At 65.1% G+C, this 25,065-nt stretch carries 23 protein-coding genes and 1 pseudogene; 6 read left to right on the forward strand and 18 right to left on the reverse strand.

Features of this window, described 5'->3' with window-relative positions; all coding sequences use genetic code 11:
* Nucleotides 1-369 precede the first annotated feature (369 nt).
* The 12 genes and pseudogenes from CLV01_RS24865 to CLV01_RS24915 form a co-directional block, all read right to left on the reverse strand.
* Nucleotides 370-1,842, reverse strand: a complete 1,473-nt coding sequence (locus CLV01_RS24865; protein WP_063328587.1) for a DegQ family serine endoprotease — start codon at nucleotides 1,840-1,842, stop codon at nucleotides 370-372.
* Nucleotides 1,843-2,146: 304 nt separating this feature from the next.
* Nucleotides 2,147-2,863, reverse strand: a complete 717-nt coding sequence (locus tag CLV01_RS24870) for a sigma-E factor negative regulatory protein (RefSeq protein ID WP_013800997.1) — start codon at nucleotides 2,861-2,863, stop codon at nucleotides 2,147-2,149.
* Between the two features lie 77 nt (nucleotides 2,864-2,940).
* Nucleotides 2,941-3,570 carry an RNA polymerase sigma factor RpoE gene (rpoE, locus tag CLV01_RS24875; RefSeq protein ID WP_043783676.1) on the reverse strand — a complete coding sequence of 210 codons (630 nt, stop codon included), beginning with the start codon at nucleotides 3,568-3,570 and terminating at the stop codon, nucleotides 2,941-2,943.
* A 38-nt stretch (nucleotides 3,571-3,608) separates the two neighbouring features.
* Nucleotides 3,609-4,130 (reverse strand): hypothetical protein, encoded by a 522-nt coding sequence (locus CLV01_RS28985; RefSeq protein WP_143290002.1) that lies wholly within the window; start codon nucleotides 4,128-4,130, stop codon nucleotides 3,609-3,611.
* Nucleotides 4,131-4,215: 85 nt separating this feature from the next.
* Nucleotides 4,216-5,459 (reverse strand): annotated as a pseudogene (gene fabF / locus CLV01_RS24880) (beta-ketoacyl-ACP synthase II).
* A 39-nt stretch (nucleotides 5,460-5,498) separates the two neighbouring features.
* A complete protein-coding gene (acpP, locus tag CLV01_RS24885) occupies nucleotides 5,499-5,738 on the reverse strand; it encodes an acyl carrier protein (RefSeq protein ID WP_003058049.1) in 240 nt (79 codons plus the stop codon).
* A gap of 149 nt (nucleotides 5,739-5,887) precedes the next feature.
* Nucleotides 5,888-6,634, reverse strand: coding sequence for a 3-oxoacyl-ACP reductase FabG (fabG, locus tag CLV01_RS24890; RefSeq protein ID WP_013800993.1), 747 nt, complete (start codon nucleotides 6,632-6,634; stop codon nucleotides 5,888-5,890).
* Nucleotides 6,631-7,575 (reverse strand): ACP S-malonyltransferase, encoded by a 945-nt coding sequence (gene fabD, locus CLV01_RS24895; protein ID WP_099735059.1) that lies wholly within the window; start codon nucleotides 7,573-7,575, stop codon nucleotides 6,631-6,633. Before fabD ends, fabG begins: the two co-directional genes overlap by 4 nt.
* A 56-nt stretch (nucleotides 7,576-7,631) precedes the next feature.
* Nucleotides 7,632-8,609, reverse strand: coding sequence for a beta-ketoacyl-ACP synthase III (locus CLV01_RS24900; protein WP_012207070.1), 978 nt, complete (start codon nucleotides 8,607-8,609; stop codon nucleotides 7,632-7,634).
* Between the two features lie 5 nt (nucleotides 8,610-8,614).
* Nucleotides 8,615-9,655, reverse strand: coding sequence for a phosphate acyltransferase PlsX (gene plsX / locus CLV01_RS24905; RefSeq protein WP_099732972.1), 1,041 nt, complete (start codon nucleotides 9,653-9,655; stop codon nucleotides 8,615-8,617).
* 113 nt (nucleotides 9,656-9,768) lie between these two features.
* Nucleotides 9,769-9,951, reverse strand: coding sequence for a 50S ribosomal protein L32 (rpmF, locus tag CLV01_RS24910; RefSeq protein ID WP_012207072.1), 183 nt, complete (start codon nucleotides 9,949-9,951; stop codon nucleotides 9,769-9,771).
* Between the two features lie 137 nt (nucleotides 9,952-10,088).
* The gene (locus CLV01_RS24915) at nucleotides 10,089-10,646 is read right to left on the reverse strand and encodes a YceD family protein (RefSeq protein WP_034396686.1); all 558 of its coding nucleotides are present in this window, start codon (nucleotides 10,644-10,646) and stop codon (nucleotides 10,089-10,091) included.
* A gap of 25 nt (nucleotides 10,647-10,671) precedes the next feature.
* On the opposite strand from CLV01_RS24915, the gene CLV01_RS24920 reads away from it, so the two are divergent.
* Together CLV01_RS24920 and CLV01_RS24925 are read left to right on the forward strand one after the other, a co-directional pair.
* Nucleotides 10,672-11,292 carry a Maf family nucleotide pyrophosphatase gene (locus CLV01_RS24920; protein WP_099732971.1) on the forward strand — a complete coding sequence of 207 codons (621 nt, stop codon included), beginning with the start codon at nucleotides 10,672-10,674 and terminating at the stop codon, nucleotides 11,290-11,292.
* Nucleotides 11,289-12,080 (forward strand): SAM-dependent methyltransferase, encoded by a 792-nt coding sequence (locus tag CLV01_RS24925; protein ID WP_013800987.1) that lies wholly within the window; start codon nucleotides 11,289-11,291, stop codon nucleotides 12,078-12,080. The genes CLV01_RS24920 and CLV01_RS24925 overlap by 4 nt, the downstream gene beginning before the upstream one ends.
* Before the next feature lie 85 nt (nucleotides 12,081-12,165).
* Here the strand turns inward: CLV01_RS24925 and CLV01_RS24930 are convergent, their stop codons facing one another.
* From CLV01_RS24930 to CLV01_RS24945, 4 genes are read right to left on the reverse strand one after another with little or no spacing between them, the layout of a single operon-like run.
* Nucleotides 12,166-13,212 carry a S49 family peptidase gene (locus CLV01_RS24930; protein WP_012207076.1) on the reverse strand — a complete coding sequence of 349 codons (1,047 nt, stop codon included), beginning with the start codon at nucleotides 13,210-13,212 and terminating at the stop codon, nucleotides 12,166-12,168.
* A gap of 1 nt (nucleotide 13,213) precedes the next feature.
* A complete protein-coding gene (locus CLV01_RS24935) occupies nucleotides 13,214-13,582 on the reverse strand; it encodes a Rieske (2Fe-2S) protein (protein ID WP_013800985.1) in 369 nt (122 codons plus the stop codon).
* Between the two features lie 49 nt (nucleotides 13,583-13,631).
* Nucleotides 13,632-14,318, reverse strand: coding sequence for an HAD family hydrolase (locus tag CLV01_RS24940; protein ID WP_012207078.1), 687 nt, complete (start codon nucleotides 14,316-14,318; stop codon nucleotides 13,632-13,634).
* Between the two features lie 24 nt (nucleotides 14,319-14,342).
* Nucleotides 14,343-15,404: an RluA family pseudouridine synthase gene (locus tag CLV01_RS24945; RefSeq protein WP_034396692.1), complete on the reverse strand. Its 1,062-nt coding sequence runs from the start codon at nucleotides 15,402-15,404 to the stop codon at nucleotides 14,343-14,345.
* Between the two features lie 535 nt (nucleotides 15,405-15,939).
* On the opposite strand from CLV01_RS24945, the gene CLV01_RS24955 reads away from it, so the two are divergent.
* The 4 genes from CLV01_RS24955 to queF all read left to right on the forward strand — a co-directional run bounded on the left by CLV01_RS24955 (nucleotide 15,940) and on the right by queF (nucleotide 21,937).
* Complete coding sequence (locus CLV01_RS24955; RefSeq protein ID WP_099732970.1) at nucleotides 15,940-19,065, forward strand: Rne/Rng family ribonuclease; 3,126 nt, start codon at nucleotides 15,940-15,942, stop codon at nucleotides 19,063-19,065.
* 118 nt (nucleotides 19,066-19,183) lie between these two features.
* Complete coding sequence (gene yaaA / locus CLV01_RS24960; RefSeq protein WP_099732969.1) at nucleotides 19,184-19,969, forward strand: peroxide stress protein YaaA; 786 nt, start codon at nucleotides 19,184-19,186, stop codon at nucleotides 19,967-19,969.
* A 78-nt stretch (nucleotides 19,970-20,047) separates the two neighbouring features.
* Nucleotides 20,048-20,932 (forward strand): 2OG-Fe(II) oxygenase, encoded by an 885-nt coding sequence (locus tag CLV01_RS24965; protein ID WP_012207082.1) that lies wholly within the window; start codon nucleotides 20,048-20,050, stop codon nucleotides 20,930-20,932.
* A gap of 156 nt (nucleotides 20,933-21,088) precedes the next feature.
* Nucleotides 21,089-21,937, forward strand: a complete 849-nt coding sequence (gene queF / locus CLV01_RS24970) for an NADPH-dependent 7-cyano-7-deazaguanine reductase QueF (protein ID WP_071956640.1) — start codon at nucleotides 21,089-21,091, stop codon at nucleotides 21,935-21,937.
* Nucleotides 21,938-21,960: 23 nt separating this feature from the next.
* On the opposite strand, the gene CLV01_RS24975 is transcribed toward queF, so the two are convergent.
* Together CLV01_RS24975 and dinB are read right to left on the reverse strand one after the other, a co-directional pair.
* Nucleotides 21,961-23,520 (reverse strand): methyl-accepting chemotaxis protein, encoded by a 1,560-nt coding sequence (locus CLV01_RS24975; protein ID WP_013800977.1) that lies wholly within the window; start codon nucleotides 23,518-23,520, stop codon nucleotides 21,961-21,963.
* A gap of 191 nt (nucleotides 23,521-23,711) precedes the next feature.
* Nucleotides 23,712-25,034, reverse strand: coding sequence for a DNA polymerase IV (dinB, locus tag CLV01_RS24980; protein WP_099732968.1), 1,323 nt, complete (start codon nucleotides 25,032-25,034; stop codon nucleotides 23,712-23,714).
* Between the last annotated feature and the right edge of the window lie 31 nt (nucleotides 25,035-25,065).

Genomic DNA, 25,065 nt, shown 5'->3' on the forward strand with positions numbered 1-25,065 from the left:
GGCGCGTCCATGAACGACGCGCCCCGAACCAACAATCTCTGGCAACTGCGATAGTTGGGACTTTATTGTAGGCAAAACGGGCTGAAAACCAAGCCCTGACAAGGCCTGCAAAGGTCCGGGCTTGATCTGTCACAATTATTTATCAACAGTTTATCAACAGAACCGCCGAGCCATTTCTCGCCCGTCGATCACCGGATAGTGCGGTGCTTTTGCACCGCAACAATCCCCTTTGAAAACAGGTTTCTGACGCCTTGAGCCGTCACGCTTTGGTGGGGCATTTTACCCAATGCCCCAAGGGGCATGGGCGGCTCCGGGTCAGGATTCCGAGGGTATTCCCCAGGATCCGGAAAACCGCCCTCCCCTGCGGCCTCAGCGCGTCGGACGGATCAGCACGTACTGAGCCCATTCCCCACGGCGCACCAGCAGGTTCACCGGCTTGCTCTTGTCCACCTTGGCCAGCGTGGCCTCAAAGCTCTTGAGCCCCGTGATCTCGACATTGGCCAGCTGCAGGATCACATCGCCTTCGCGCAGGCCCGCACGTGCCGCAGCCTCGACGGCCGCCGTCACGCGCACGCCGCCCTTGATGCCCAGCTCCTTCTTCTGGGCATCCGTGAGCTCGGCCAGCGTCAGGCCCAGCGGCTGGGAAACCAGGGTGCTGCCCTTGCCGGTGGCCTTGGCCTGCGGAGCCGCGCCGTCGGGCTCGACCTCGGCGATCACCATGGTCAGATCCTTGGCTGCGCCGCGACGGAACACGGTGATGGTGCTGCGTGTGCCGGGCTTGGTATTGCCCACCAGGCGCGGCAGGTCGGCCACCTTGTCGATGGCCTTGCCGTCGAACTTGATGATCACGTCACCAGCCTCGACGCCCGCCTTGGCAGCGGGCGAATCCGGCTCGACGGCCGAGACCAGTGCGCCCTGCGCCTTGCCCAGGCCAATGGATTCGGCAATGTCCTTGGTGACCGGACCGATCTGCACGCCAATGCGGCCCCGCGTGACCTTGCCGGTGGCGCGCAGCTGGTCGCTGACACGCACGGCCTCATCGATCGGAATCGCGAAGCTGATACCCATGAAGCCGCCGGAGCGCGAATAGATCTGGCTGTTGATGCCCACGACCTCGCCGCGCATATTCAGCAACGGGCCGCCCGAGTTGCCGGGGTTGATGGCCACATCGGTCTGGATGAACGGCAGATAGTCGCCCGTATCGCGCTGCTTGGCACTGACAATGCCCGCCGTGACGGAGTTGTCGAGGCCGAAGGGCGAGCCGATGGCCATCACCCACTCGCCGACCTTGAGGCGGTTCACATCGCCGATCTTCACGGCCGGCAGCCCTGTGGCGTCGATCTTGACCACGGCAACGTCGGTGCGCTTGTCGCTGCCCACGATCTTGGCCTTGAACTCACGCTTGTCGGTCAGCGTGACGATGACTTCGTCAGCTCCTTCGACCACGTGGGCATTGGTCATCACAAAGCCATCGGCCGTCAGGATGAAGCCGGAGCCCACGCCGCGCGGCTGCTCCTCGTCAGGCTGTGAACGCGGCTGTGGGCGCTGGCGCGGCACATTGGGCACGGGCAGGCCGAAGCGGCGGAAGAATTCGAGCATGTCCTCGTCCATGCCCAGCGCCTCGGCAGAGTTGGCCGACACCTTCTCCAGCGTGCGGATGTTGACCACGGAAGGGCCGACCTGCTCGACCAGATCGGTGAAGTCCGGCAGCCCCCGCACCACGGCGCCACTTTGCGCATGGGCGGCACTCACCGGCACCAGCATTCCTGCGCTGCCTGCAGCCAGCGCCAGAACGCCTGCCAGTGTGCAGGACTGCAGCGTCTTCCATCGAACAGTGGTCATGGTCATCCTTTCCATCTCAATCATTACGTTGCCCCGACGCCATCGCGCCCGGGCGGTTTGTTCGGACACATGGCAGCCGACTTGCTTTCGGACGAACGTCACATTCTGGCGCAGTCCTGGCGAGCATCGGCCAGACGATGGCTCAGAAGCCTGAAAGACGCGGTTAGTTCCCGAATCGGCAGCATGCATGGGGCACGAGCCGCCGTGCATGGAGCACAAATGACTGCACCCGCGTCCATTTCAATGCCGAAAGGCTGGACGCGGGTGCAAAAGAAGGCAGGAGAGCAATGCTCTCCTGTGAGATTCAGCGCTGGTTGGCGCGCGGTGCCGAGGCGAAGTTGGCGTTGCGCAAGAAGCTGGCAGGCATCTGCAACGTGGCCGGCCCACTGTATTGCGGATGGGAGGCCAGCAGCGCATCCAGACGCGGATCACGCAGCATCACGCTCTGCCCGTAGGGTCCAGCCACCGCCACGACCGAGGAAGACTGGGCCGTATCGCCAAGCGGGAAGTCCTGGGCATTGCCAGCCACCGCAACCGGCGCCGAAGGAGCGCCCGTCTCAAGGGCCGCCAGGGCGCGGCCCGGCGCCGCGCCGGGACCGGCAGGCGCGCCCAGCATCACGCTCCAGCCAATGGCAGCCACGGCCGCCACGGAGGCAAAGCCCGCCGCCATCTTCCAGCGGAATACCGAGGCATTGGCCGCATCGCGCAGCGGCGCTCCATTGATCACAGCCCGGTCCTGCGCCGGATGCGCAATTTGCGCCAGCTCTTCAGTGGCCACGGAAACCAGCGGACGGCGAGGCTCGTTGGCCAGTTGGGCGCGGATTCCGGAGAGCACATCGTGCCGGCTGTGATGCGCCAATTCCGGGGACCGCAGCACATCGCCCACGAGGTGGTACATGCGCCACTCCTGCTGGCCTGCATCGCTTTCCGCATAGGCCAGCACGGCCTGCAACTCTGCGGCAGAGAGTTCACCATCAGCCAATGCCGACAATTGTTCGCGCTTCGTCAGATCGTCATTCATGATCAATCACCTGCTTGTCTGCTTTGAGACCCTGTACCCAAAAAATGCACCACCCGGCGGCCACAACCCCGTCACGCCTACCAACGCTTGCCCGACTGGCGCTCCAGCAAAGGCTTGACCCTGGCTGAAATCGCTTCCCGTGCGCGAAAAATCCGTGAGCGCACGGTGCCGATGGGGCAACCCATGGCGTTCGAGATTTCCTCGTAGCTCAGGCCTTCGATTTCCCGCAACGTGACAGCCTGTCGGAGATCCTCGGGCAAAGCCTCCATGGCGGCGTTGACTGCCTGAGCAATTTCCTGGGCTGCCAGGATCGTTTCGGGCGTTTCTTCGGTGGTTAGTTCCTGGCTGACCCGGGAAGTTTCATCATCGTCATCCCCGTTGTGTAACGCGCTTTCGGTGATCAGCGGCGAGCGCTTCATGTCCAGCAGCGCCTTCTTGGCAGTATTCACGGCAATGCGGTACAGCCAGGTATAGAACTGGGCATCACCCCTAAACTGGTGCAGGGCCCGATAGGCGCGGATGAAGGTTTCCTGCGCAATGTCCGGCACCAGGTCCACGTCGCGCACCATGCGGCCGATGAGGCGCTCGATGCGGCGCTGGTACTTGATGACCAGTAGCTCGAAGGCCCGCATGTCTCCTGCGTTGGTGCGCTCGACCAGAGCCAGGTCGCTATCGGCAGAAGAAGGCGGGAATTCGGGAGGCGTCATGAAATCGGTGAAGACGGGCCGCGGCGGCCCTGGCGCAGTCATTGCGCCCGTTCTGTAGGTCTGGCCGGGGAATATACAGCACGCCGCAAATCACCCCAGGTTTCCGGACTCTGCCTGCACAACAGGAGAAGCCAGCGGGAGCTGCGCCAACGCAAGGGCCCCGCCGGCACCATGGAAACCAGGGGAAGGACCTGCACCCACAACCACGATCCACCATCGGCTCGTACCTGCAGCAGCACCGGCTGCGCAGCCTGGCCTGGATCCGCCTCGCCGATCGACCACTGCACGCCATCCCAGGCGATGAAACCTTTACCCAGGCTGTGCCATCCATGCCACATGCCTGCAGCAGCAACCAGGCAAACCGCAACGGCCACGGCTGCAGGCCACCACCCTGACTGGAGATTCAAGGCCCATGCCAGCAAAAGCATGGCGGCCAGCAGCCAAAGCGCACAAAGACACACTGCCACGGTGCGCGATGGCTTCAGCGGATGGCGAACTGCGGGCGGCGCATGGCGAGACGGCATGCCTGCAGTGTCGCAAAACCGCAGCATGACCGACATTTACCCTGCTTTCACCTGGCACATGCGCGAAATAAAAAAGCCCGCTCCCTTGCGGGGCGGGCTTTTCATGTGCGTTGCGCAGGCCTCAGATCCGCTTGAACACCAGCGTTCCGTTGGTGCCTCCGAAGCCGAAGTTGTTCTTCACTGCCACCTCGATCTTCGCGTCCCGTGCCGTATTGGCGCAGTAGTCGAGATCGCACTCCGGGTCCTGGTTGTCCAGGTTGATGGTCGGAGGAATCTTTTGCTCGTGCAGTGCCAGCACGGTGAAGACGCTCTCGATGCCACCAGCACCGCCCAGCAGGTGACCTGTCATGGACTTGGTCGAACTGACAACGATTTTCTTGGCGTGATCGCCCAGAGCCGCCTTGATGGCGTTGGTCTCGTTGAGGTCGCCCAGCGGCGTGGAAGTGCCGTGCGCGTTCAGATAGTCGATCTGGTCGGCATTGATGCCGGCATTTCGCAAAGCTGCCAGCATGGCGCGGCGCGGACCGTCCATGTTGGGTGCCGTCATGTGGCCGGCGTCGGCACTCATGCCGTAGCCGCACAGTTCGGCGTAGATCTTGGCACCGCGGGCCTTGGCATGCTCGTACTCTTCCAGCACCAGCACGCCCGCGCCTTCGCCCAGCACGAAGCCGTCGCGGTCCTTGTCCCAGGGGCGCGAAGCGGCCTTGGGATCATCATTGCGCGTGGACAGGGCGCGCATGGCGGCAAAGCCGCCGACGCCCAGGGGGGAGACCGTGGCTTCCGTGCCACCAGCCACCACCACATCGGCATCGCCGTATTCGATCATGCGTCCTGCCTCGCCTATGCAGTGCAGCCCGGTCGTACAGGCAGTCACCACGGCAAGATTCGGCCCCTTGAAGCCGAAGCGCATGGACACATGGCCAGCCACCATGTTGATGATGGAGGCAGGCACGAAGAACGGCGTGATGCGGCGCGGTCCGCGCGCAGCCAGTTCCGCGTGGGTGTTCTCGATCAGCGGCAAGCCGCCGATGCCCGAACCGATCACACAGCCGATGCGCGTGGCCAGATCATCCGACAAGGCCTCGCCCGTGGGCAGACCTGAGTCCTGCACGGCTTGCGCCGCAGCAGCGATGCCGTAATGGATGAAGGTGTCCATGGAGCGCGCATCCTTGGCGCTCATGTACGACTCCACATCGAATCCCTTGACCTCACCCGCAATCTTGCAGGCAAAGTTCGAGGCATCGAACTTGGTGATGAGGTCAATGCCGGACTGGCCGGCCAAAAGATTGGCCCAGGCGTCGCCCACCGTGTTACCCACGGGGAGATGCAACCCAGGCCGGTCACGACAACGCGACGACGGCTCATGCGTAAAACCTTCTGCTGATCGCTCGGGTCAGGGCCCTATCAGGCCTTCTGGTGGGTGTTGGCGTAGTCGATGGCGTTTTGCACCGTCGTGATCTTTTCCGCGTCTTCGTCGGGGATCTCGATGCCGAATTCATCTTCCAGGGCCATCACCAGCTCCACCGTGTCCAGGGAGTCAGCACCCAGATCAGCCACGAAGGCCTTTTCGTTGGTGACTTGAGACTCTTCAACGCCGAGTTGTTCGGCAATGATTTTTTTGACACGTGCTTCGATATCGCTCATGGTTTCCCTCTGGGGGTTGTGAATGAACCCGCGATTCTAGCTGCTTCGGGCCTCAGGCCCTCTTCAGCCGGCCGTCGCGAGGAAACGGCCTCTTCTGTTGCAAGCAACGCCGGCTTCTGGCAGGGGTCTGCCCGAAGCCGCCGCAGCACTTACATGTACATGCCGCCGTTGACGTGCAATTCCTGGCCGGTGACGTATCCCGCACCCGCAGATGCGAGGTAGGCCACGGCATGGGCGATGTCGCTGGGTTGACCCAGATCGCCCATGGCGATCTGCGATTTGAGGGCGTTCTTCTGCTCTTCGGGCAGCTCCGCCGTCATGTCGGTGGCAATGAAACCAGGCGCCACGCAGTTGACCGTGATGCCGCGGCTGCCCAGTTCACGGGCCAGCGCGCGCGTCATGCCGGCAACGCCGGCCTTGGCGGCTGCATAGTTGGCCTGACCGGGGTTGCCGGAGGCGCCAACGACGCTGGTGATGTTGATGATGCGGCCAAAACGCTGCTTCATCATGGGCCGAATGGCCGTACGGCTGACTCGGAAAACGGCCTTGAGATTGGTGTCGATCACCGCATCCCAGTCGTCGTCCTTCATGCGCATGGCCAGGGTGTCGCGTGTGATGCCGGCGTTGTTGACCAGCACATGCAGGCCGCCGTCATTCTTGACGATGCTGTCGATCAAGGCATCGACGGCCGCCCCATCCGTGACATTGAGGTTCACGCCGCGGCAGCCCTCATGGGCCGACAGGGCCTGTCCGATCTTTTCCGCGCCACCGTCGGTGGTGGCCGTGCCGATCACGCGGTAGCCGCGCGCTGCCAGCTCCTGGGCAATGGCAGCACCAATGCCACGCGAGGCGCCCGTCACCAGGGCAACCTGGGGCTTGTTCTGGTTGTCAGTCATGCGAGGGATTCTTTCACGTCGGCCAGCGTGGCCGGATCATAGAGGGCAGCGGCCGTCAGGTCCGCGTCAATCCGCTTGGTCAGGCCCATGAGCACCTTGCCGGGACCGCACTCGACGAGATGCACGATGCCGCGCGCCTTCATGGCCTGAACGCATTCCACCCAGCGCACCGGGCCAAAGGCCTGGCGATACAGCGCATCGCGGATGGCGTCGGCGTCTTGCTCGACCGCCACGTCGATGTTGTTGAGCACGGGAATCTGCGGCGCAGCCAGCGCCGTGGCAGCCAGCGCCGCCTTGAGCTTTTCGGCCGCAGGCTTCATCAGGCTGGAATGGAACGGCGCCGACACGGGCAACGGCAGGGCACGCTTGGCGCCTGCGGCCTTGAGGGCTTCGCAGGCCTTTTCGACAGCAGCCTTGCTGCCGGCGATCACGGTCTGCGAAGGATCGTTGAAATTGACGGCTTCGACGACTTCAACGCCACCCAGGGAAGCCGTGACCTCGGCGCAGCCAGCGCGCACCTTGTCGGCGTCCAGGCCCAGGATGGCCGCCATGGCGCCCGTGCCCACGGGCACGGCCTCCTGCATGGCTGCAGCACGCAGGCGCACCAGCGGGGCAGCCTGGACCAGCGTCAGCACGCCCGAGGCGACCAGGGCGGAATACTCGCCCAGCGAATGGCCTGCCACGACATCGGGCAGCGCGCCGCCTTCGGCCTGCCACACGCGCCAGGCGGCCACACCGGCCACCAGCATCACGGGCTGGGTGTTGGTGGTGAGCGCCAGGGCTTCCTTCGGTCCTTGCTGGATCAGCTGGCCGATGTTTTCACCCAGCGCCTCGGACGCTTCGGCCAGCGTCTGCGCCACGACAGGATGGTCACCCCATCCGTCGAGCATGCCCACCGATTGCGAGCCCTGGCCAGGAAAGACGAATGCAAACTTCTTCATATTTTCAAAAATAAAAGCCGCGCCATGGGAGCCTGCCGACAGGCAGGCATCCCGCATCACATCTTGAGAAGCACCGCACCCCAGGTGAAGCCACCGCCCACGCCTTCCAGCAGCACGGTCTGCCCAGGCTTGACCTGGCCATTGCGTACGCCGTGGTCCAGCGCCAGCGGGATCGAGGCGGCCGAGGTATTGCCATGCTGGTCCACGGTCACCACCACCTTGTCCATGGACAGCTTGAGCTTGCGCGCCGTGCTTTGCATGATGCGGATGTTGGCCTGGTGAGGGATCAGCCAGTCGATGTCGGCATCGGTGAGCCCGGCCTTGTCCAGCGTCGCGCGGGCGGCCTTTTCCAGCACGCCGACCGCCAGCTTGAACACGGCCTGTCCATCCATCTTCAGCAGCGGATCGCCGAGCACCTGTCCGCCGGACACATTGCCCGGCACGCAGAGGATGCCAACATGCTTGCCATCGGCATGCAGGTCGGACGCCAGGATCCCAGGCTGCTCGGACGCCTCCAGCACCACCGCGCCGGCGCCATCGCCGAACAGCACGCAGGTCGTGCGGTCGTTGAAATCAAGGATGCGGCTGAAGACTTCGGAACCCACCACCAGCGCGCGGCTTGCGGCGCCGGACTGGATCATGGCATCGGCCACCGTGAGAGCGTAGACAAAGCCGCTGCACACAGCCTGCACGTCAAAGGCCGCGCAGCCATTGGCACCAAGCTTGTTCTGCAGGATGCAGGCAGTGGACGGGAAGACCATGTCGGGCGTCGAGGTGGCGACGATGATCAGGTCGATGTCCTGTGGCTGGCAGCCAGCGGCCTCCAGCGCCTTCTTCGACGCCTCCAGGGCCAGATCGCTGCTGGCCACGTCGGGCGCGGCAAAGTGACGGGCATGGATGCCGGTGCGCTCGACGATCCACTCGTCCGAGGTCTCTATGCCACGCTGGGCCAGTTCGGCAGCCAGATCGTGATTGGTGAGTCGGCGGGGTGGCAGGTAGCTGCCCGTGCCGGTGATGCGTGCGTAGCGTCTCATCTGTATTAGGGCGCCGACGGTCCCGATTCCGACTGCGCAGCCAGCAAAAGAGGCAGGGCTGCGGAGATGCGGGTACGGACACGGTCGAGCAGGTTGTTGCGGGCCGCATCATACGCGCGGTTCAGCGCGTGCTCGAAAGCCAAGGCATCGGCTGACCCATGGCTTTTGAACACCAGCCCACGAAGGCCCAGCAGCGCCGCACCGTTGTGACGCCGATGGTCCACACGATTCATCAGCGCAGTTAGCACCGGATAGGCAACGATTGCAGCCATTTTGGTGAAGATGTTGCGCTTGAACTCCTGCTTGAGGGCATTGGAGATCATGGACGCCACCCCCTCGGAAGACTTGAGGGCGACGTTGCCCACAAAGCCGTCACAGACCACGACCTGGGTCGTGCCCTTGAAGATATCGTTGCCTTCGACGTTTCCGTAGAAGTTCAGGTGACCGGCCTTGCCGGCCGCGCGCAACAGTTCGCCCGCACGCTTGATGACTTCACTGCCCTTGATCTGCTCTTCGCCGATATTGAGCAGGCCCACGGAAGGCGCCTCTTCGTTGTTCAGCGCAGACACCAGGGCCGAGCCCATGACGGCGAACTGCAGCAGATGCTCGGCCGAGCAATCCACGTTGGCACCCAGGTCCAGCACCGTGGTGGCACCACCCTTGGCGTTGGGCAACTGGGGAGCGATGGCGGGACGATCGATGCCATCCAGCGTCTTGAGCAGGTAGCGCGAGATGGCCATCAGCGCACCCGTATTCCCAGCCGACACGGCAGCAGCAGCCCGGCCATCCTTGACCTGCTGGATGGCGACGCGCATCGAGGAATCCTTCTTCCTGCGCAGCGCCACCTCGATCGGGTCATCCATGCCGACGACTTCCGAGGCCGGCACCACGCTGGCGCGCTCATGCGCAAAGCCAGCCAGCGCATCGGGCTGGCCGACCAGCAGCAGCCGGGCGTCGGAATGGGAATCGAGGAACTGGCGGCACGCCGCGAGCGTGACGCGGGGGCCGTGATCACCCCCCATGCAGTCAACGGCCAAAGTGATCATGAGCGACTGGCAAGCCTGTTGCAAGGCCTGGAAAGATAGGAACGGCCATCAGAAAAAACAAAAGCCCGCGCTACGAAAACTGTAGCCGCGGGCTCTGCGGGAACGGTCGAAGGTCAGGCTTCAGACTTGTTCTTCAGCACTTGACGGCCGCGGTACACGCCGTTGGGGCTGATGTGGTGACGCAGGTGGGTTTCACCCGTGGTGGGTTCCACGGCGATGCCAGGCACATTCAGTGCATTGTGCGAACGGTGCATACCGCGCTTGGAGGGGGACTTCTTGTTCTGCTGAACAGCCATGATGGCTCCTGTGTATCTGAAAAGGGTTGGTAAAAAACGCGATCAGCCCATTAAAGACACGAGGGGGTTTCGCGCGAAGCCCTTGATTATAGCGCAATCGCTTTTCCCGGCCTCGACCTTTTTTCCGGGCATCTCGATCAGTCTGCGGATTTGCCCACATCCAGGCCGCGAAGGACGGCGAACGGATTGGGCTTGTCCTCGATGGCCTGCTCGAAGTCCGCGTCGCTGGACTGCAAGCTCACAGACTCGGGGCAGACATCGTGACGCGGCACCACGGGCAGCTCCATGAGCAACTCGTCCTCTATGAGTTCGAGCAGATTGAACTCGCGGCTGAGCACCAGCAGGTCCTCATCGCTTTCATCGTCCTCGGACTCTGCTGTGGCTTCATCCGCAACAAAGCGAAAAGACCGATCAACCTGCAGGGTGATGGGCGCCAGGGCCAGGCAGCGCTGGCACACCATGGGCACGACGGCATCGGCCTGCAGATGCAGCCACACCTGACCGGGGCCGCCGGTCTGCTCGACCAGCTCGCCGTCCGCCTGCCAGTGCACCTGGCCATGCGTGTCACCGGCATCCGGCTGCGCATCCTGGGCCAGACGCGGGAAGACTGACAGTGTTGTCTGGTCCTGAAGATGGCCCTGCGATTGCGCGAAAGCGCGAACATCGAGGCGGGCCGCAGAAAATTCCTTGCTCATGCGGGCAGTGTAAGAGAATCCGGGCATGCAAGCTCCCCACCCCGCCTTAGCCCAGGCTCCCGGCCTGGCGCGTCCCCTGATCCTTGGCTCCACCTCACGCTACCGCCGCGAACTCCTGGAGCGGCTGCGGCTGCCATTCCAGACCGTCTCCCCGGAAGTCGATGAAACACCTCTGGCCGGAGAGACACCGCACGCCCTTTCCCTACGCCTGGCCCTGGCCAAGGCCCAGGCCGTGGCTGCGCTGCACCCCGGCGCCGTTATCATAGGCTCCGACCAGGTGCCCGAGCTCGATGGCCTGCCGCTGTCCAAGCCCGGCAACCATGAACGCGCCACCGAACAGTTGCGCCAGATGAGCGGGCGCCAGATGAATTTCCACACTGCCGTGAGCGTGGTCTGCCAGGAAACCGGCTTTTCCGAGACCGACGTGGTGACGGTTCAGGTGCGCTTTCGCGATCTCAACGATGCGGAAATCGAGCGCTACCTGCGCGCCGAGCAGCCTTATGACTGCGCAGGCAGCGCCAAGAGTGAGGGCCTGGGCATTGCCCTGCTCGACGCCATCGTCAGCGACGACCCCACGGCACTGATCGGCCTTCCGCTGATCCGCACATGCCAGTTGCTGCGCGCCGCAGGAGCCGTGCTGCCATGAGCGATGCCATCACCAAGCCCCTGACAGGAACGCTCTACCTGGTGCCCGCTCCGCTGGACTTCGGCTGCGATGAGCAAACGCCGCTGACGCAGGTCCTGCCCGATGGGACACTGCGCACCGCTGCACGGCTGACCCACTGGATCTGCGAAAACGCCAAGAGCACACGCGCCTATCTCAAGCGCATCGACGCGCTGCATGCACTGGCCCAGCCCTTGCAGACCCAGCAGATCACCGAGCTGCCGCGCGAGGCCCACAAGAAGGGGGACCATGGCGACAAGGGTGCCGCCGTCTTTGACGCCAAGCCACTGCTCGCCCCCTTGCTGGCCGGACACGACATGGGACTGGTCAGCGAGGCCGGAATGCCCGCCGTGGCCGACCCCGGCAGCTCCATCGTGCGCGCCGCGCACGATTTGGGCATACGTGTCGTGCCGCTGATCGGACCCGTATCGCTGCTGCTGGCGCTGGCCGCCAGCGGGCTCAACGGACAGAACTATGCCTTTGTGGGCTACCTGCCCCAGGATGCCGGCGGACGGGTACAGCGCATCAAGGAGCTTGAAGCACTGGCATTGCGCCAAGGCCAGACCCAGCAGTTCATCGAGACGCCCTACCGCAACGCCGCGCTTTGGCAAGCCCTGCTGCAAACGCTGCAACCCCATACCCGTTTGGCGTTGGCCTGCGGACTGACACTGGAGAGCGCCCGCATCGAAAGCCGGCTGGTGCGCGAATGGCGCCAGCACAAGGAAGCGCCGGACAACCGCACGCCGGTGGTGTTCTCCATCGGCCGCTGAAGCCGCCCACCAGCGAAAAAGCCCGCCTTCGACTGGAAGGCGGGCTTTTTCGTCTTGGCAGACCGAGCGGGAAATCCCGCAAGAATCAGCGCAGAGCCGGGAGGCTGGAACGCAGTGCCTGCACCGCACCGCCGCCAAAAGCCGCGCCGAAACGCTTGGCCAGGCGCTCGGCCACGTTGTCGCGGCGCGTGTAATCCACCACCTCTTCCGCCTTGACCACTTCACGGGCCACATAGTCAAGACTGCCCAGCTTGTCGGCCAGGCCCATCTCCACCGCCTGCTGGCCGGTCCAGAACAGGCCGCTGAAAGTCTCGGGCGTCTCATGCAGGCGATCACCTCGGCCAGCCTTGACCACGTTGATGAACTGCGAGTGGATCTGGCCCAGCATCTTGTGGGCATGTTCGCGCTGTCCTTCGGACATGGGGCTGAACGGGTCCAGGAAACCCTTGTTCTCGCCAGCCGTCAGCAGGCGGCGTTCCACGCCGAGCTTTTCCATGGCGCCGGTGAAGCCAAAGCCATCCATGAGCACGCCGATGCTGCCCACGATGCTGGCCTTGTCCACAAAGATCTCATCGGCGGCGGCGGCAATGTAGTAGGCGGCCGAAGCGCAGGTCTCTTCCACCACGGCATACAGGGGCTTGTCGTACTTGCCCTTGAGCCGCACGATTTCGTCATTGATGATGCCGGCCTGCACAGGGCTGCCGCCCGGCGAGTTGATCAGCAGCACCACGGCGCGCGAGCCCGAATCCTCGAAGGCACTGCGCATGGCGGCCACCACGAATTCCGCGCTGGCGTCGGCACCTGCGGCGATCTCGCCCTTAACCTCGACCACGGCCGTGTGCGGGGAGGAACTGGTCGTGGTCGCCGTGTCCTTGGCAAACAGCACCCACAGCACCACGAGGATGAGCGCCGTCCACAGCAGGCGGCCAAACAGGCGCCAGCGGCGCGAGGCACGCTGCTCGTTGATGGTGGCGAAGACCAGCTTTTCCAGCACCTCCCGCTCCCAGCCGCTCGATGCCGCCGTGCGCGCATCGGCAGCCGCCGTGGCGGGCGTGGCCCGGGCCCACAGGTCCGCCCCCGGGGATGGGTGCGATGCGGAGCCAGGATTTTCCGGAGGTATGGGGGAAGTCATGTCAGAACTCGACGGGTTTCAGGTTATCGGCAGTATGCCAGTGCACCACCCCCGCGCTTTCGCTCAGGGAGATTTTCACAAGGCCGCCACGGCAGGGCCCGCCAGCGCAGGCGCCGCTGTCGGGCGCGTAGGCCGCTCCATGGGTGGCGCACAGCAGCCAGCGTCCGGTGTCATCGAAAAAGCGGTCCGGCTGGTAGTCCATCTCCATGGCCACATGGGTGCAGCGATTCAGATAGGCATGCACCTGGCCCTCGAAGCGGATGGCGAATGCGCGGCAGGCATGACCCGCGTAGACCACGTCGAAAGGCACGGCATTCGCCCCTTCCTGCAGGGCATCGCTGGCGCACAGAACGATGCGTTCAACGGTCAACGGCACACCTCACGAGCATGAATCCACGCGCTGACGCGGGCATGACGACTCAGCCATGGGCCAACAGCCACTGATGCAAATCCGCAACACTCTGCGCCACATGCAACGGCTTCAGCACGCCAAAGCCGTCGGTGGGATGCGCGCCATAGCCCACGCCCACGCTGGCACAGCCTGCATTGCGGGCCAGTTCCAGGTCGTGCGTGGTGTCGCCGATCATCAGCACCCGCGAAGGATCCGCACCAAACTCGGCCATCAGCTCCTGCAGCATCAGCGGATTCGGCTTGCCGGCGGTCTCGTCCGCCGTGCGCGAGCTGTCGAACATGCCGCGCAGCTGCGGGTCCTGCAGCGCATCGTTCAGACCACGGCGGCTCTTGCCCGTGGCCACGGCCAGCAGGTGCCCTCGCTCGCGCAGCGCCGCCAGCATGGGCAGCACGCCGGCGAACAGGCTGATGTCGTCCTGGTGCTTGATGAAATGGTGGCGATAGCGGTTGCCCAGCTCGGGGTATTTTTCGGGCGGCACATCGGGCGCTGCACGCGCCAATGCGGGCATCAGCGCCATGCCGATCACATAGGACGCCGCCTCATCGCTGGGAGGCGTGCCCCCCACATCGGCCACGGCCGCCTGAATGCACTTGACGATCACCGCGGTGGAATCCGACAGCGTCCCATCCCAGTCGAAGGCAATGAGATCGAAGCGGCGCGCACGGTGCATCTCGGAAGAACCAGGATTTGTCATATCTACAAGGAGTCAGAGCCAGCGTCAGCCGGCGAAACGGGCCAGTTCTTCGGGAAGCTCGGCGCGCAGCTCCACCCGCTCGCCACTGGCCGGGTGGGTGAACTGTAGCCGCCAAGCGTGCAGGAACATGCGTTTGAGTCCCTGTTTCTGCAGGCGTCGGTTCAGGTCGAAGTCGCCATATTTGTCATCGCCCGCAATCGGGTGCCCCTGGCTGGACAGGTGCACGCGGATCTGGTGCGTGCGCCCGGTCTTGATGGTCACCTCCAGCAGGCTCATGGCCGGCAGTCCCAGCAGGGGCTGGGGCGCCAGCGTGCTGCGAACGCGCACCAGCGTGACGGAGCGCATGCCGTCAGGATCATCGGCCGTGGTCACCCGCACGCGGCGTTCGCCGTCGGCCTGCAGGTATTTGTGCAGCGGCAGATCAATCACCTTGTGGTTGGCCGGCCAGGTGCCCTGGACCAGGGCCAGATAGGTCTTGCCGGTCTCGCGTTCGCGGAACTGGTCCTGCAGATGCGTCAGCGCCGAGCGCTTCTTGGCCACCAGCAAGATGCCGGATGTCTCGCGGTCGAGCCGATGCACCAGCTCCAGAAAACGGCTTTGCGGCCGCGCCTGGCGCAGTTGCTCGATGACACCAAAACTCACACCCGAGCCGCCATGCACGGCCACACCGGCGGGCTTGTCGATGGCGATCAGGTGCTCGTCTTCCAGCAGACTGGGGAAATCCCTCGCTGGCGCTGGCCGCTCGGCCTTTTCGGCGACTTTTTCGGAAATGCGCACGGGCGGTATGCGGACGATATCGCCGGTAGAAACGCGGGTTTCCGCACTGACGCGCCCTTTGTTGATGCGCACTTCTCCACTGCGGATGATGCGATAGACATGGGTCTTGGGAACGCCCTTGAGATGGCGTATGAGAAAGTTGTCCAACCGCTGTCCGGCCGAATCGTCATCGACTTCAATCAGCCGCACTGCGGCAGTGGCTGCGTTCAGGGAACGGTCGTCTGCCGGTTTGCCCTCTATAATGTGTTTCACCTGTGCCGAACTATTTATAAGTGGTTGATTCTCATGGAGTTTAGTCCAAACAACCATTTCCCCGCACAGGCAGGTCGATGCCATCCGGTGTCATGCACGCGAAACAGCAGGAAAAGATGGCCTGCGAAGTTCGTCGTTGCATCGGTTGTGGCTGACGAATTGAAACACTGATACGGAATCTCAAGCTGGCAGAAGGGGTCGGACCCGGCGTCCACCGCTGCCAGCGGATCAAAAGCGAGCATGTGGATCTTTTGGGCATGGATGGTCACGCTGTGGAGCAGGAAAACGCCTGCGCCCAGGATCATTGCCGCCCCCAAGCCTCCCGCCTGCCCCGCACGTGCAGCAGCTTCGCTTGAAGCTGGACGGCGTGCCTCTCTCATCGCTCTCGTCCCCCCGCCCTTGCCCCCATTGCTGACTTGAGCCAGGTCTCAAGCATCAGGGCATCCGGCGATTCCTTTCGTTTCGACGCGTCAGTCCGGCATCTCGGCTCCCTCGCGAGCCTGTCTTTGATTACGAGTCAAAGGCGTGACGGTCTGGCAGCAGAGGCTGCACTCCGGCGCGCCCCAGAGAAAACGAATAAAGGAAACGCATCATGAAACGGATGCTCATCAACGCCACGCAGTCGGAAGAACGTCGCCTTGCCATCGTCGATGGCCAGAAGCTGCTCGACTACGAAATCGAAATCGAAGGGCGCGAGCAGCGCAAGGGCAACATCTACAAGGCCGTGGTCACGCGCGTGGAGCCCAGCCTCGAGGCCTGCTTCGTCGATTACGGCGAGGACCGCCACGGCTTCCTGCCCTTCAAGGAAATCTCCAAGCAGTATTTCGCCGAAGGCGTCTCCCCCAGCCAGGCCCGCATCAACGAAGTCATCCGCGAAGGCCAGGAACTGATCGTCCAGGTCGAGAAGGAAGAGCGCGGCAACAAGGGCGCGGCCCTGACCACCTTCATCTCGCTGGCCGGCCGCTACGTGGTGCTGATGCCCAACAACCCGCGCGGCGGTGGCGTTTCGCGCCGCATCGAGGGCGAGGACCGTGCCGAACTCAAGGAGGCGATGGACCAGCTTGAGTACCCCAAGGGCATGTCCATCATTGCGCGCACCGCCGGCATCGGCCGCACCGCGCCCGAGCTGCAGTGGGACCTGAACTACCTGCTCAAGCTGTGGAACGCCATCGATGGCGCCGCCAAGTCGGCCAAGGGCGCCTTCCTGATCTACCAGGAATCGAGCCTGGTGATCCGCGCCATCCGCGACTACTTCAACGGCGACATCGGCGACATCCTCATCGACACCGACGACATCTACGAGCAGGCGCAGCAGTTCATGCAGCACGTCATGCCCGAGCATGCCGCCCGCGTCAAACGCTACCGTGACGACGCTCCGCTGTTCAGCCGCTTCCAGATCGAGCACCAGATCGAATCGGCCTACGCACGCACCGTGACCCTGCCCTCGGGCGGCGCCATCGTCATCGACCACACCGAAGCGCTGGTCTCCATCGACGTGAACTCGGCCCGCGCCATCAAGGGCGGCGACATCGAGGAAACCGCCACACGCACCAACCTGGAAGCCGCCGACGAAGTCGCGCGCCAGATGCGCCTGCGTGACCTGGGCGGCCTGATCGTCATTGACTTCATCGACATGGAGGAGAGCAAGAACCGCCGCGAGGTCGAGAACCGCCTGCGCGACGCGCTGCGCCAGGACCGTGCCCGCGTGCAGTTCGGAACCATCAGCAAGTTCGGCCTCATGGAGATGAGCCGCCAGCGCCTCAAGCCCGCCCTGTCCGAAGGCGCGCACATCAACTGCCCGCGCTGCGGTGGCTCCGGCCACGTGCGTGACACGGAAAGCTCGGCGCTGCAGATCCTGCGCATCATCCAGGAAGAGTCCATGAAGGACAACACGGCCGCCGTGCACTGCCAGGTGCCCGTGGAAGTGGCCAGCTTCCTGCTCAACGAAAAGCGCGGCGAGATCACCAAGATCGAACTCAAGCAGCGCGTCAACGTGATCATGGTTCCCAACAAGTCCATGGACACGCCGCACTACAAGCTCGAGCGCCTCAAGCACGACGACGTGCGCCTGGAAAGCATGGAAGCCAGCTACAAGCTGGCCGAGGAGCTGGACGCGGAAACCACGGTGACGCGCCGCTCGCAGGAGCCCACCAACAAGCAGACGCCCATGATCAAGGGCGTGCTGCCCGACATGCCGGCCCCCATCGCCGAGCCCCGTCCCGAAGGCAGCCGCAACCGCCCGGCCAACGGCCAGCAGCGCGATGCCAAGCCTGCGGCAACCGCTGCAGCGCCCGCACCGGCCGTCGCCCCCGTCGTGGTCCGCGAGCAAGGCTTCTTTGCCTGGCTCAAGAGCCTGTTCGGCTTTAGCGCGGCACCTGCGCCGGTCGCAGCACCCGCTCCGGCCGCCGAAGCCCCCGCTCGCGAAGCACGCCGTGATGGCCGCAACGACAACCGTGGCCGCCGCAACGAACGCAATGGTGAGCGTGGCGAGCGCTCGGAGCGCAATGGCGAGCGCGCTGGCGCCCCCAATGCCGAACGCCAGGCCGGCAACGGTGACCGCAACCGCCGCAATGCCGAGCGTGGCGAGCGCACTGAACGCGGTGAACGCCCGGAGCGTGGAGAGCGCCCGGATCGTGGCGAGCGCGGTGAGCGCGCCGACCGCGGCGAACGCCGTGGCCGCGGTGAACGCAGCCGTGACGGTGAAAGCCGCCAGCCGCTGGAAGCCGTGAACGGCGTGGCCGCTGTCGCTGCAGATGGCAGCACCATCGAGCAGCGTCCCGAGCGCGCCCCGCGTGGCGAGCGCCAGGAGCGCGGTGAAGGCCGCCGCGAGCGCGGTGAACGTGGTGAACGCGCCGAACGCAGCGAGCGCCAGCCCCGCCAGTTCGAAGTCGCTCCCGAGACCGAAGAGAACCTGGACAACCAGGCCCAGCAACAGGACCCGTCCCTGGACAACGCTGCCCCCGCCTCCGGCGAAGAGCAGCCGCGCCAGCGCCGTTCGCGCGACCGCTATGGCCGTGACCGCCGCGAGCGTGGCGATCGCGGTGACCGTGCAGAGCGCGCACCGCGCGAAGCGGAGGGCGAAGCCGTCCAATCCTTCGAAGCCGCCGCTCCCGAGCAGGACCAGCCTGCCCGCCGCAGCTACTTCAACGCAGCCAGCCCTGCCGCCGAAGCCCAGGCTCCTGAAGCCATGGCCGAAGCGCAAGTGCCTGCGCAGCCCGCAGCAGCCGCAGCAGCCCAAGCGGTGCAGCAACCCGTCGCGGCCCCCGTGCCCGAGCAGCAGATTGCCGCTCCCGTGCCCGTGGCTGCGGTGACCCCCGCGCCGGTCGCACCCGCCCCCGTGGTGGCACCCGTGGCAGCACCTGCACCCGTGGCCGCTCCTGCCGCAGTGGCAGTCGCGCCCGCAGCAGCCAAGGCCGTTGAAGCAAACGCCGAACGCGGCCTGCCCAAGGTCCAGGCCTACCAGTTGCCCATGTCCGAGCTGCAGGCGCTGGCCGCCGCTTCGGGCCTGCAATGGGTGGGCTCCGATGCCGACAAGGTGGCAGCAGCCCAGGCGGCCATCGCCGCCGAACCGCAGCCCGAGCGCGTCGTGCGCGAGCGCCCGCCCGTGGTCGCTCTGGATGACGGCCCGCTGATCCTCGTGGAAACACGCAAGGACCTCAGCGAGCTGCAGCTGCCGTTCGAGCAGCAGCCGCAGCCACAGGGCGCGGCCCAGGTCTGACCACAGACAGTGACAACACAGGGGCCCTCGCGGCCCCTGTTTGTTTCCGCCTCCGCCCTCACCTCATCCGTCTCCCCACGCCTTCCGTCCACCTCTTTCCAGGAGCTTCCGTCCCGCCATGCTGTTGCTGCTCTCCCCCGCCAAATCGCTGGACTACGACACGCCACTGCCCCCGAAACTGCCGCACACGCTGCCCGTCTTCTCCGAACAGCCGCTGGAGCTGATCGAAGTGCTGCGCCGCCAGTCGCCCCAGCAACTGTCGGAACTGATGGGCATCAGCGACAAGCTGGCCGCGCTCAACGTGGCGCGCTACGAGGCCTTCAGCCCGCGCTTCACGGCCACCAACGCCCGGCAGGCGCTGCTGGCCTTCAACGGCGATGTCTACGAGGGCCTGCAGGCACGCAGCCTGGATGCCGAGGACCTGGACTGGGCCCAGCAGCACCTGGCCATCCTCAGCGGCCTGTACGGCGTGCTGCGCCCGCTGGACCGCATGCAGCCCTACCGCCTGGAAATGGGCACGCGGCTGGAAACCGCGCATGGCAGCAATCTCTACCAGTTCTGGGGCAGCCGCATTGCCGAGCACCTGAACCAGCGCGCGGCCCGGCAGCCGGCGGGCGAGCGCGTCATCGTCAACCTGGCTTCGCAGGAATACTTCAAATCGGTAGACTTGAAGCACCTCAAGCCCCCGGTGGTGGAATGCGCATTCGAGGATTACAAGAACGGCGCCTACAAGATCATCAGCTTCCATGCCAAACGTGCGCGCGGGCTGATGGCACGATTTGCCATACAACGACGCGCTCGCAGCGCGGCTGAACTCGAAGCCTTCGATCTGGAGGGTTACGCGCTGGCGCCAGCTTCCTCGACGCCTGCGCGCCTGATGTTCCGTCGCAAGACCGCTGACTGAGCCTCGCCGGCCACCGGCCGGCCCCGGCCTCGATGCCTTTGGAGTCCATTCACTGCGGCAAGGGCCGCACTGCACGCCATGAGCCTCAAATCCTCACCAGATTCCCAGACCGCCGCGCAGGACCTGCCCGTGGGTCTCACGCCCGAACTCATGCAATGGGTGCGCGACCAGCGCGCATCCGGCATAGGGCCTGCGGCCCTGCTGCGCTCCATGCGCGACGTGGGCTGGAGCGAAGAACTGGCAAGGCGGGCGCTGGACCTGCCCGAACAGGGCGAGGTGTCGCCACCGGCCGTCGTCGTCTCGGCCTCGAGCCTGCCCGAACCGGACCTTGCCCAGGACCCCAGCAGCATCGATGTCGGCGACCGCCAGGTCCAGGTGCTGGTCAGCATGCGCAACCCGCGCATCGTGGTCTTCGGCAACCTGCTCTCGCATGAGGAATGCGACGCCATCATCGCCGCCGCGCGTCCGCGCATGGCGCGATCGCTCACCGTGGCCACGCAAAGCGGCGGCGAAGAGATCAATGACGACCGAACCAGCAACGGCATGTTCTTCCAGCGTGGGGAAACCGGCATCGTCAGCCAGCTGGAAGAACGCATCGCCCGCCTGTTGCGCTGGCCGCTGGACCATGGCGAGGGTCTGCAGGTGCTGCACTACGGCCCGGGCGCCGAATACAAGCCCCACCACGACTACTTCGCGCCCGGCGAACCCGGCACGCCCACCATCCTCAAGCGCGGCGGCCAGCGCGTGGGCACCCTGGTCATCTACCTGAACGAGCCCGAGCGCGGCGGCGCCACCATCTTTCCCGAAGTGCCACTGCAAGTGGTTCCGCGCCGGGGCAACGCCGTCTTCTTCAGCTATGAGCGCCCCGACCCCTCCACGCGTACCCTGCACGGCGGCGCGCCCGTGCTGGCAGGCGAGAAATGGATCGCCACCAAATGGCTGCGCGAGCGCGAATTCCACTGAAGAGCCAGCGAACCCGGGCGCACCCACCCTTATTGACCTTATATGGCCGCCCATGCCTGCGGGCATGGAAATTCAGTTAGCTTCAAAGCCTGGGTCCACGCGCTCCGCGCGGACCGTCCAGGCCTGACCAGCGCCGGCACGGCCGGCCCTTTTTCCATGAACACTCCCGAACAATCCCAGCTGGGCAAAAGCTCTGCCTACATCGACCAGTACGCCCCCTCGCTGCTGTTCCCCCTGCCCCGCGCGCCCAAGCGCGAAGAAATCGGCATTCAGGGCAGCCAGATGCCTTTCTTCGGCGCCGACCTGTGGACGGCGTTCGAGCTGTCCTGGCTCAACCTGCGCGGCAAGCCGCAGGTGGCGCTCGTGCATTTCACGATTCCCTGCGAGACCCCCAATCTCATCGAGAGCAAGTCGTTCAAGCTCTACCTCAACAGCTTCAACAACACCCGCCTGGCCGACGCGGCCGAAGTCCAGGCACGCCTGCGCACCGACCTGGCCGAAGCGCTGTGGCGCGGCAGCGAGCAAAAGGGAAGCATCGGCGTGAAGATCATCGGCCTGGACCGCTTCGACCAGGAAATGGTGCAGGAGCTCGACGGCCTGCTGCTGGACCGCCTTGATGTGGAGTGCACGCAATACCAGCCCGCCCCCGAGCTGCTGCGCGCCAACCATGAAGAAGGCCCCGTCACCGAAACCCTGGTCAGCCACCTTCTCAAGAGCAACTGCCTGGTCACGGGCCAACCCGACTGGGGCAGCGTGCAGATCCGCTACAGCGGCGCGCAGATCGACCAGGAAGGCCTGCTGCAATACCTGGTGAGCTTCCGCAACCACAACGAATTCCATGAGCAATGCGTGGAACGCATCTTCATGGACATCTGGACCCGCTGCCGCCCCCTCAAGCTCTCGGTCTACGCGCGCTACACGCGCCGTGGCGGCCTGGACATCAACCCATTCCGCACCAGCCATCCTGGCGCCTTGCCGGCCAACGTGCGCTCTGCACGGCAGTAAAAGAGGCGGCCGGCCCCTACCCCTCACCGCAACGTAAACACCTCCAGCGACCGCTCCAGCGACTGGGCGCTGGCGCGCAGCGAGCCCGCCGCGCCGGCCGATTGCTCGACCAAGGCGGCGTTTTGCTGGGTGACGGAGTCGAGCTGGGCCACGGCGTCGTTGACCTGGGCGATGCCTACGGATTGTTCGCGCGTGGCGATGCTGATCTGGTGGACCAGGTCGCTGACGCGGCCCACGGCGTCGACCATGCCGTCGATGGTGCGGCCTGCGGCGTCCATGCGGGCGTTGCCGTCGTTGATGCCGTCCACGGTGCGGTTGATGAGGCCGCTGATTTCCTTGGCGGCGGAGGCGCTGCGCTGGGCCAGGGCGCGCACTTCGCCGGCCACGACGGCAAAGCCGCGGCCCTGCTCGCCTGCGCGTGCCGCTTCGACGGCGGCATTCAGGGCCAGCAGGTTGGTCTGGAAGGCAATGCTTTCGATGACGCCGATGATCTCGCCCATACGGCGCGAGGAGCCGCGGATGTGCTCCATGGCAGAGCCCACTTCCTGGATGGCGGCGCCGCTCTTGCCGGCGACCTGGCGGCTCTGGTCGCTTTCATGGGCCATGAGCTGGGCCGTGTCGGCGGTCTGCGCCACGGTGCCCGATATCTCTTCCATCGAGGCCGCCGTCTGCTGCAGGCTGGTGGCCTGGGATTCTGTGCGCTGCGCGAGGTCGAAGCTGCCCTGGGCGATCTCATGGGCGGTGGTGGCAAAGCCGCGCATTTCCGTGCGTACGTCGCCGACCACGGCGCGCAGGTTGATCTGGATCTGCTGCAGCCGCTGCATCAGGGCGCCCATGGGGCCGCTGTAGTCGTGCTGCATGTTGGTGCCCAGCTGGCAGCTGGCAATGTCGGCGGCAAAGCCGCTGGCCTGCTCCAGGCCCGCCACGCAGCGCTGCTGGAAGCGCCACAGCACAAAGCTGCCCCCCGCCAGCAAGGCGGCCAGGCGCGTGCCCCAGGCTGCGGCGCCCTGCCAGCCCAGCAGGTCGGGCAGCATGGCGGCCAGGCCCACGCCGCCCAGCATCAGCGCCATGCGGGCTGTCAGGCCCAGGTCGCTGCGGCGGTCCCATAGGCCTGCCAGGCCCAGGCGGCGCAGTTCACCGCCGCGCAGTCGCAGGGTTTCCTGGCCGGCATCGGCTTCGGCGCGCATGCGGGCATAGAGGGCTTCGGCGGCCTCGATCTCGTCCGGCCGGGGCTTGGTGCGCACCGACAGGTAGCCGCGCGGCCGGCCGCCTTCCATGATGGGCGTGACGTTGGCGCGCACCCAGTAGTGGTCGCCGTTCTTGCGCCGGTTCTTGACCAGGGCAGTCCACGGGTAGCCGTGGGCGATGGTGCGCCACATGTCCTTGAAGGCGGCGGCCGGCATGTCCGGGTGGCGGATCAGGTTGTGCGGCTGCTCGATCAGTTCCTCGTAGGAATAGCCGCTGACCCGCACGAAAGCCGGGTTGCAATGGGTGATCTCGCCCTTGGTGTTGGTGACGGATACCAGCAGCTCATCGCCCGGAAAGTCGTAGTTGAGCTGGCTGACGGGCAAATTCACGCGCATGGGTACCACTCCTTTGGGATGTCTCTTGTTCTTGTGAAATGGCATGGCAAAACGCTCAGAAGCCACCGGAATCCATCAAACGGAAACACAAATTCACATTTCCAAATCATCTCACAGCACGGCAACCGCAGTCTCATGCTCGGAACTGGTGCATGGTTTTACAGCGTGTGCGCCAGATTTGTGGTGATGATTCAGAACAGTTGAGGTGTAAAGGGATCGCTGTCCGGCGCGGGCTGTGCCGGTCCCCTGAGCAGTTGCTCGCGCGCCAGCGGGTCGTGGGCGGTGGCGTTCCAGTCGGCCGTGCGAACGAGGTTGCCCACGCGCACGCCCAGCAGGCGCAGCCGCTTGGCCAGGGGCACGCGCTTGAGGCATTGGCCTGCGGCGCGGCGCAGGGTGGCGGCATCGGCCATGGGCAGCTCCAGCGTGTGGTCGCGCGTGGCGGTCTTGAAGTCGTCGTAGCGCAGCTTGATGCCGACGGTGCGGCCCATGTAGCCCTTGCGCTGCAGGTCCTGGGCCAGGCGTTCGCACAGGTCGGTGAAGATGGCGCTCAGTTCGGCCCGGTCGCGCACGGCGTGCAGGTCGCGCTCGAAGGTGGTTTCGCGGCTCATGGAGACGGGCTCGCTGTGCGTGACCACGGGCCGCTCATCGCGCCCCCAGGACACGCCATGCAGCCAGTTGCCGTAGGCGCGGCCGAACCACTGCACGAGCTGGGGCAGGCTTTGCTTGGCCAGCTCGCCAATGGTCTGTATGCCCAGCGATTGCAGCTTGGCGTCGGCCTTGGGGCCTATGCCGTTGATCTTGCGGCAGGCCAGCGGCCAGATCACGGCCTGCAGATCGTCGGGCTGGACGATGGAGATGCCGTTGGGCTTGTTGAATTCGCTGGCCATCTTGGCCAGCAGCTTGTTGGGCGCCACGCCGATGGAGCAGGTCAGGCCCGTGGCATCGGTGATGGTTTTCTGGATCAGCCGCGCCAGCACGCGCCCGCCTTCGCGCTGGCCACCGGGCACATCGGTGAAGTCGATGTAGACCTCGTCCACGCCGCGGTCCTCCATCAGCGGGGCGATGGAGACGATGATTTCCTTGAACATGCGCGAGAAGCGCCGCACCTCGGCAAAGTCCACGGGCAGCAGGATGGCCTGGGGGCACAGGCGCGCGGCCTTCATCATGCCCATGGCCGAGCCCACGCCGAACTGGCGCGCCGGGTAGGTGGCCGTGGTGATCACGCCCCGGCCCACGTAGTCCTTGAGGCGAGAGAACTCGTCCACCGGAATCTCGTGCAGCCGGCCGGCGTAGCGCGCATCCAGCGCCTCGTCGTGCGCGCGGCGTCCGCCGCCGATGACCACGGGCAGTCCCTTGAGCTGCGGATAGCGCAGCAGCTCCACCGAGGCATAGAAGGCGTCCATGTCCAGGTGGGCGATGCGGCGCGGGGGCGCAGCATCGGCAGGGCTTGCGGGTGTCGTGGGTGTCGTGGGTGTCGTTTCAGGCACGCCGCCATTATTGCGGCAACTGTGCATTCATACAGCCTGCAGGGCCTGTTCACACAGG

The sequence above is a fragment of the Delftia sp. 60 genome (genome assembly GCF_002754395.1).
GTDB classification, from domain to species: Bacteria; Pseudomonadota; Gammaproteobacteria; order Burkholderiales; family Burkholderiaceae_C; genus Comamonas; species Comamonas acidovorans.

What these genes read in the sequence shown, in the direction of transcription:
- CLV01_RS24865 (WP_063328587.1), bottom strand. Translation starts at nt 1,842, where the DNA reads ATGACCACTGTTCGATGGAAGACGCTGCAGTCCTGCACACTGGCAGGC.
- CLV01_RS24870 (WP_013800997.1), bottom strand. Translation starts at nt 2,863, where the DNA reads ATGAATGACGATCTGACGAAGCGCGAACAATTGTCGGCATTGGCTGAT.
- rpoE (WP_043783676.1), bottom strand. Translation starts at nt 3,570, where the DNA reads ATGACGCCTCCCGAATTCCCGCCTTCTTCTGCCGATAGCGACCTGGCT.
- CLV01_RS28985 (WP_143290002.1), bottom strand. Translation starts at nt 4,130, where the DNA reads ATGTCGGTCATGCTGCGGTTTTGCGACACTGCAGGCATGCCGTCTCGC.
- acpP (WP_003058049.1), bottom strand. Translation starts at nt 5,738, where the DNA reads ATGAGCGATATCGAAGCACGTGTCAAAAAAATCATTGCCGAACAACTC.
- fabG (WP_013800993.1), bottom strand. Translation starts at nt 6,634, where the DNA reads ATGACTGACAACCAGAACAAGCCCCAGGTTGCCCTGGTGACGGGCGCC.
- fabD (WP_099735059.1), bottom strand. Translation starts at nt 7,575, where the DNA reads ATGAAGAAGTTTGCATTCGTCTTTCCTGGCCAGGGCTCGCAATCGGTG.
- CLV01_RS24900 (WP_012207070.1), bottom strand. Translation starts at nt 8,609, where the DNA reads ATGAGACGCTACGCACGCATCACCGGCACGGGCAGCTACCTGCCACCC.
- plsX (WP_099732972.1), bottom strand. Translation starts at nt 9,655, where the DNA reads ATGATCACTTTGGCCGTTGACTGCATGGGGGGTGATCACGGCCCCCGC.
- rpmF (WP_012207072.1), bottom strand. Translation starts at nt 9,951, where the DNA reads ATGGCTGTTCAGCAGAACAAGAAGTCCCCCTCCAAGCGCGGTATGCAC.
- CLV01_RS24915 (WP_034396686.1), bottom strand. Translation starts at nt 10,646, where the DNA reads ATGAGCAAGGAATTTTCTGCGGCCCGCCTCGATGTTCGCGCTTTCGCG.
- CLV01_RS24920 (WP_099732971.1), top strand. Translation starts at nt 10,672, where the DNA reads ATGCAAGCTCCCCACCCCGCCTTAGCCCAGGCTCCCGGCCTGGCGCGT.
- CLV01_RS24925 (WP_013800987.1), top strand. Translation starts at nt 11,289, where the DNA reads ATGAGCGATGCCATCACCAAGCCCCTGACAGGAACGCTCTACCTGGTG.
- CLV01_RS24930 (WP_012207076.1), bottom strand. Translation starts at nt 13,212, where the DNA reads ATGACTTCCCCCATACCTCCGGAAAATCCTGGCTCCGCATCGCACCCA.
- CLV01_RS24940 (WP_012207078.1), bottom strand. Translation starts at nt 14,318, where the DNA reads ATGACAAATCCTGGTTCTTCCGAGATGCACCGTGCGCGCCGCTTCGAT.
- CLV01_RS24945 (WP_034396692.1), bottom strand. Translation starts at nt 15,404, where the DNA reads ATGGTTGTTTGGACTAAACTCCATGAGAATCAACCACTTATAAATAGT.
- CLV01_RS24955 (WP_099732970.1), top strand. Translation starts at nt 15,940, where the DNA reads ATGAAACGGATGCTCATCAACGCCACGCAGTCGGAAGAACGTCGCCTT.
- yaaA (WP_099732969.1), top strand. Translation starts at nt 19,184, where the DNA reads ATGCTGTTGCTGCTCTCCCCCGCCAAATCGCTGGACTACGACACGCCA.
- CLV01_RS24965 (WP_012207082.1), top strand. Translation starts at nt 20,048, where the DNA reads ATGAGCCTCAAATCCTCACCAGATTCCCAGACCGCCGCGCAGGACCTG.
- queF (WP_071956640.1), top strand. Translation starts at nt 21,089, where the DNA reads ATGAACACTCCCGAACAATCCCAGCTGGGCAAAAGCTCTGCCTACATC.
- CLV01_RS24975 (WP_013800977.1), bottom strand. Translation starts at nt 23,520, where the DNA reads ATGCGCGTGAATTTGCCCGTCAGCCAGCTCAACTACGACTTTCCGGGC.
- dinB (WP_099732968.1), bottom strand. Translation starts at nt 25,034, where the DNA reads ATGCACAGTTGCCGCAATAATGGCGGCGTGCCTGAAACGACACCCACG.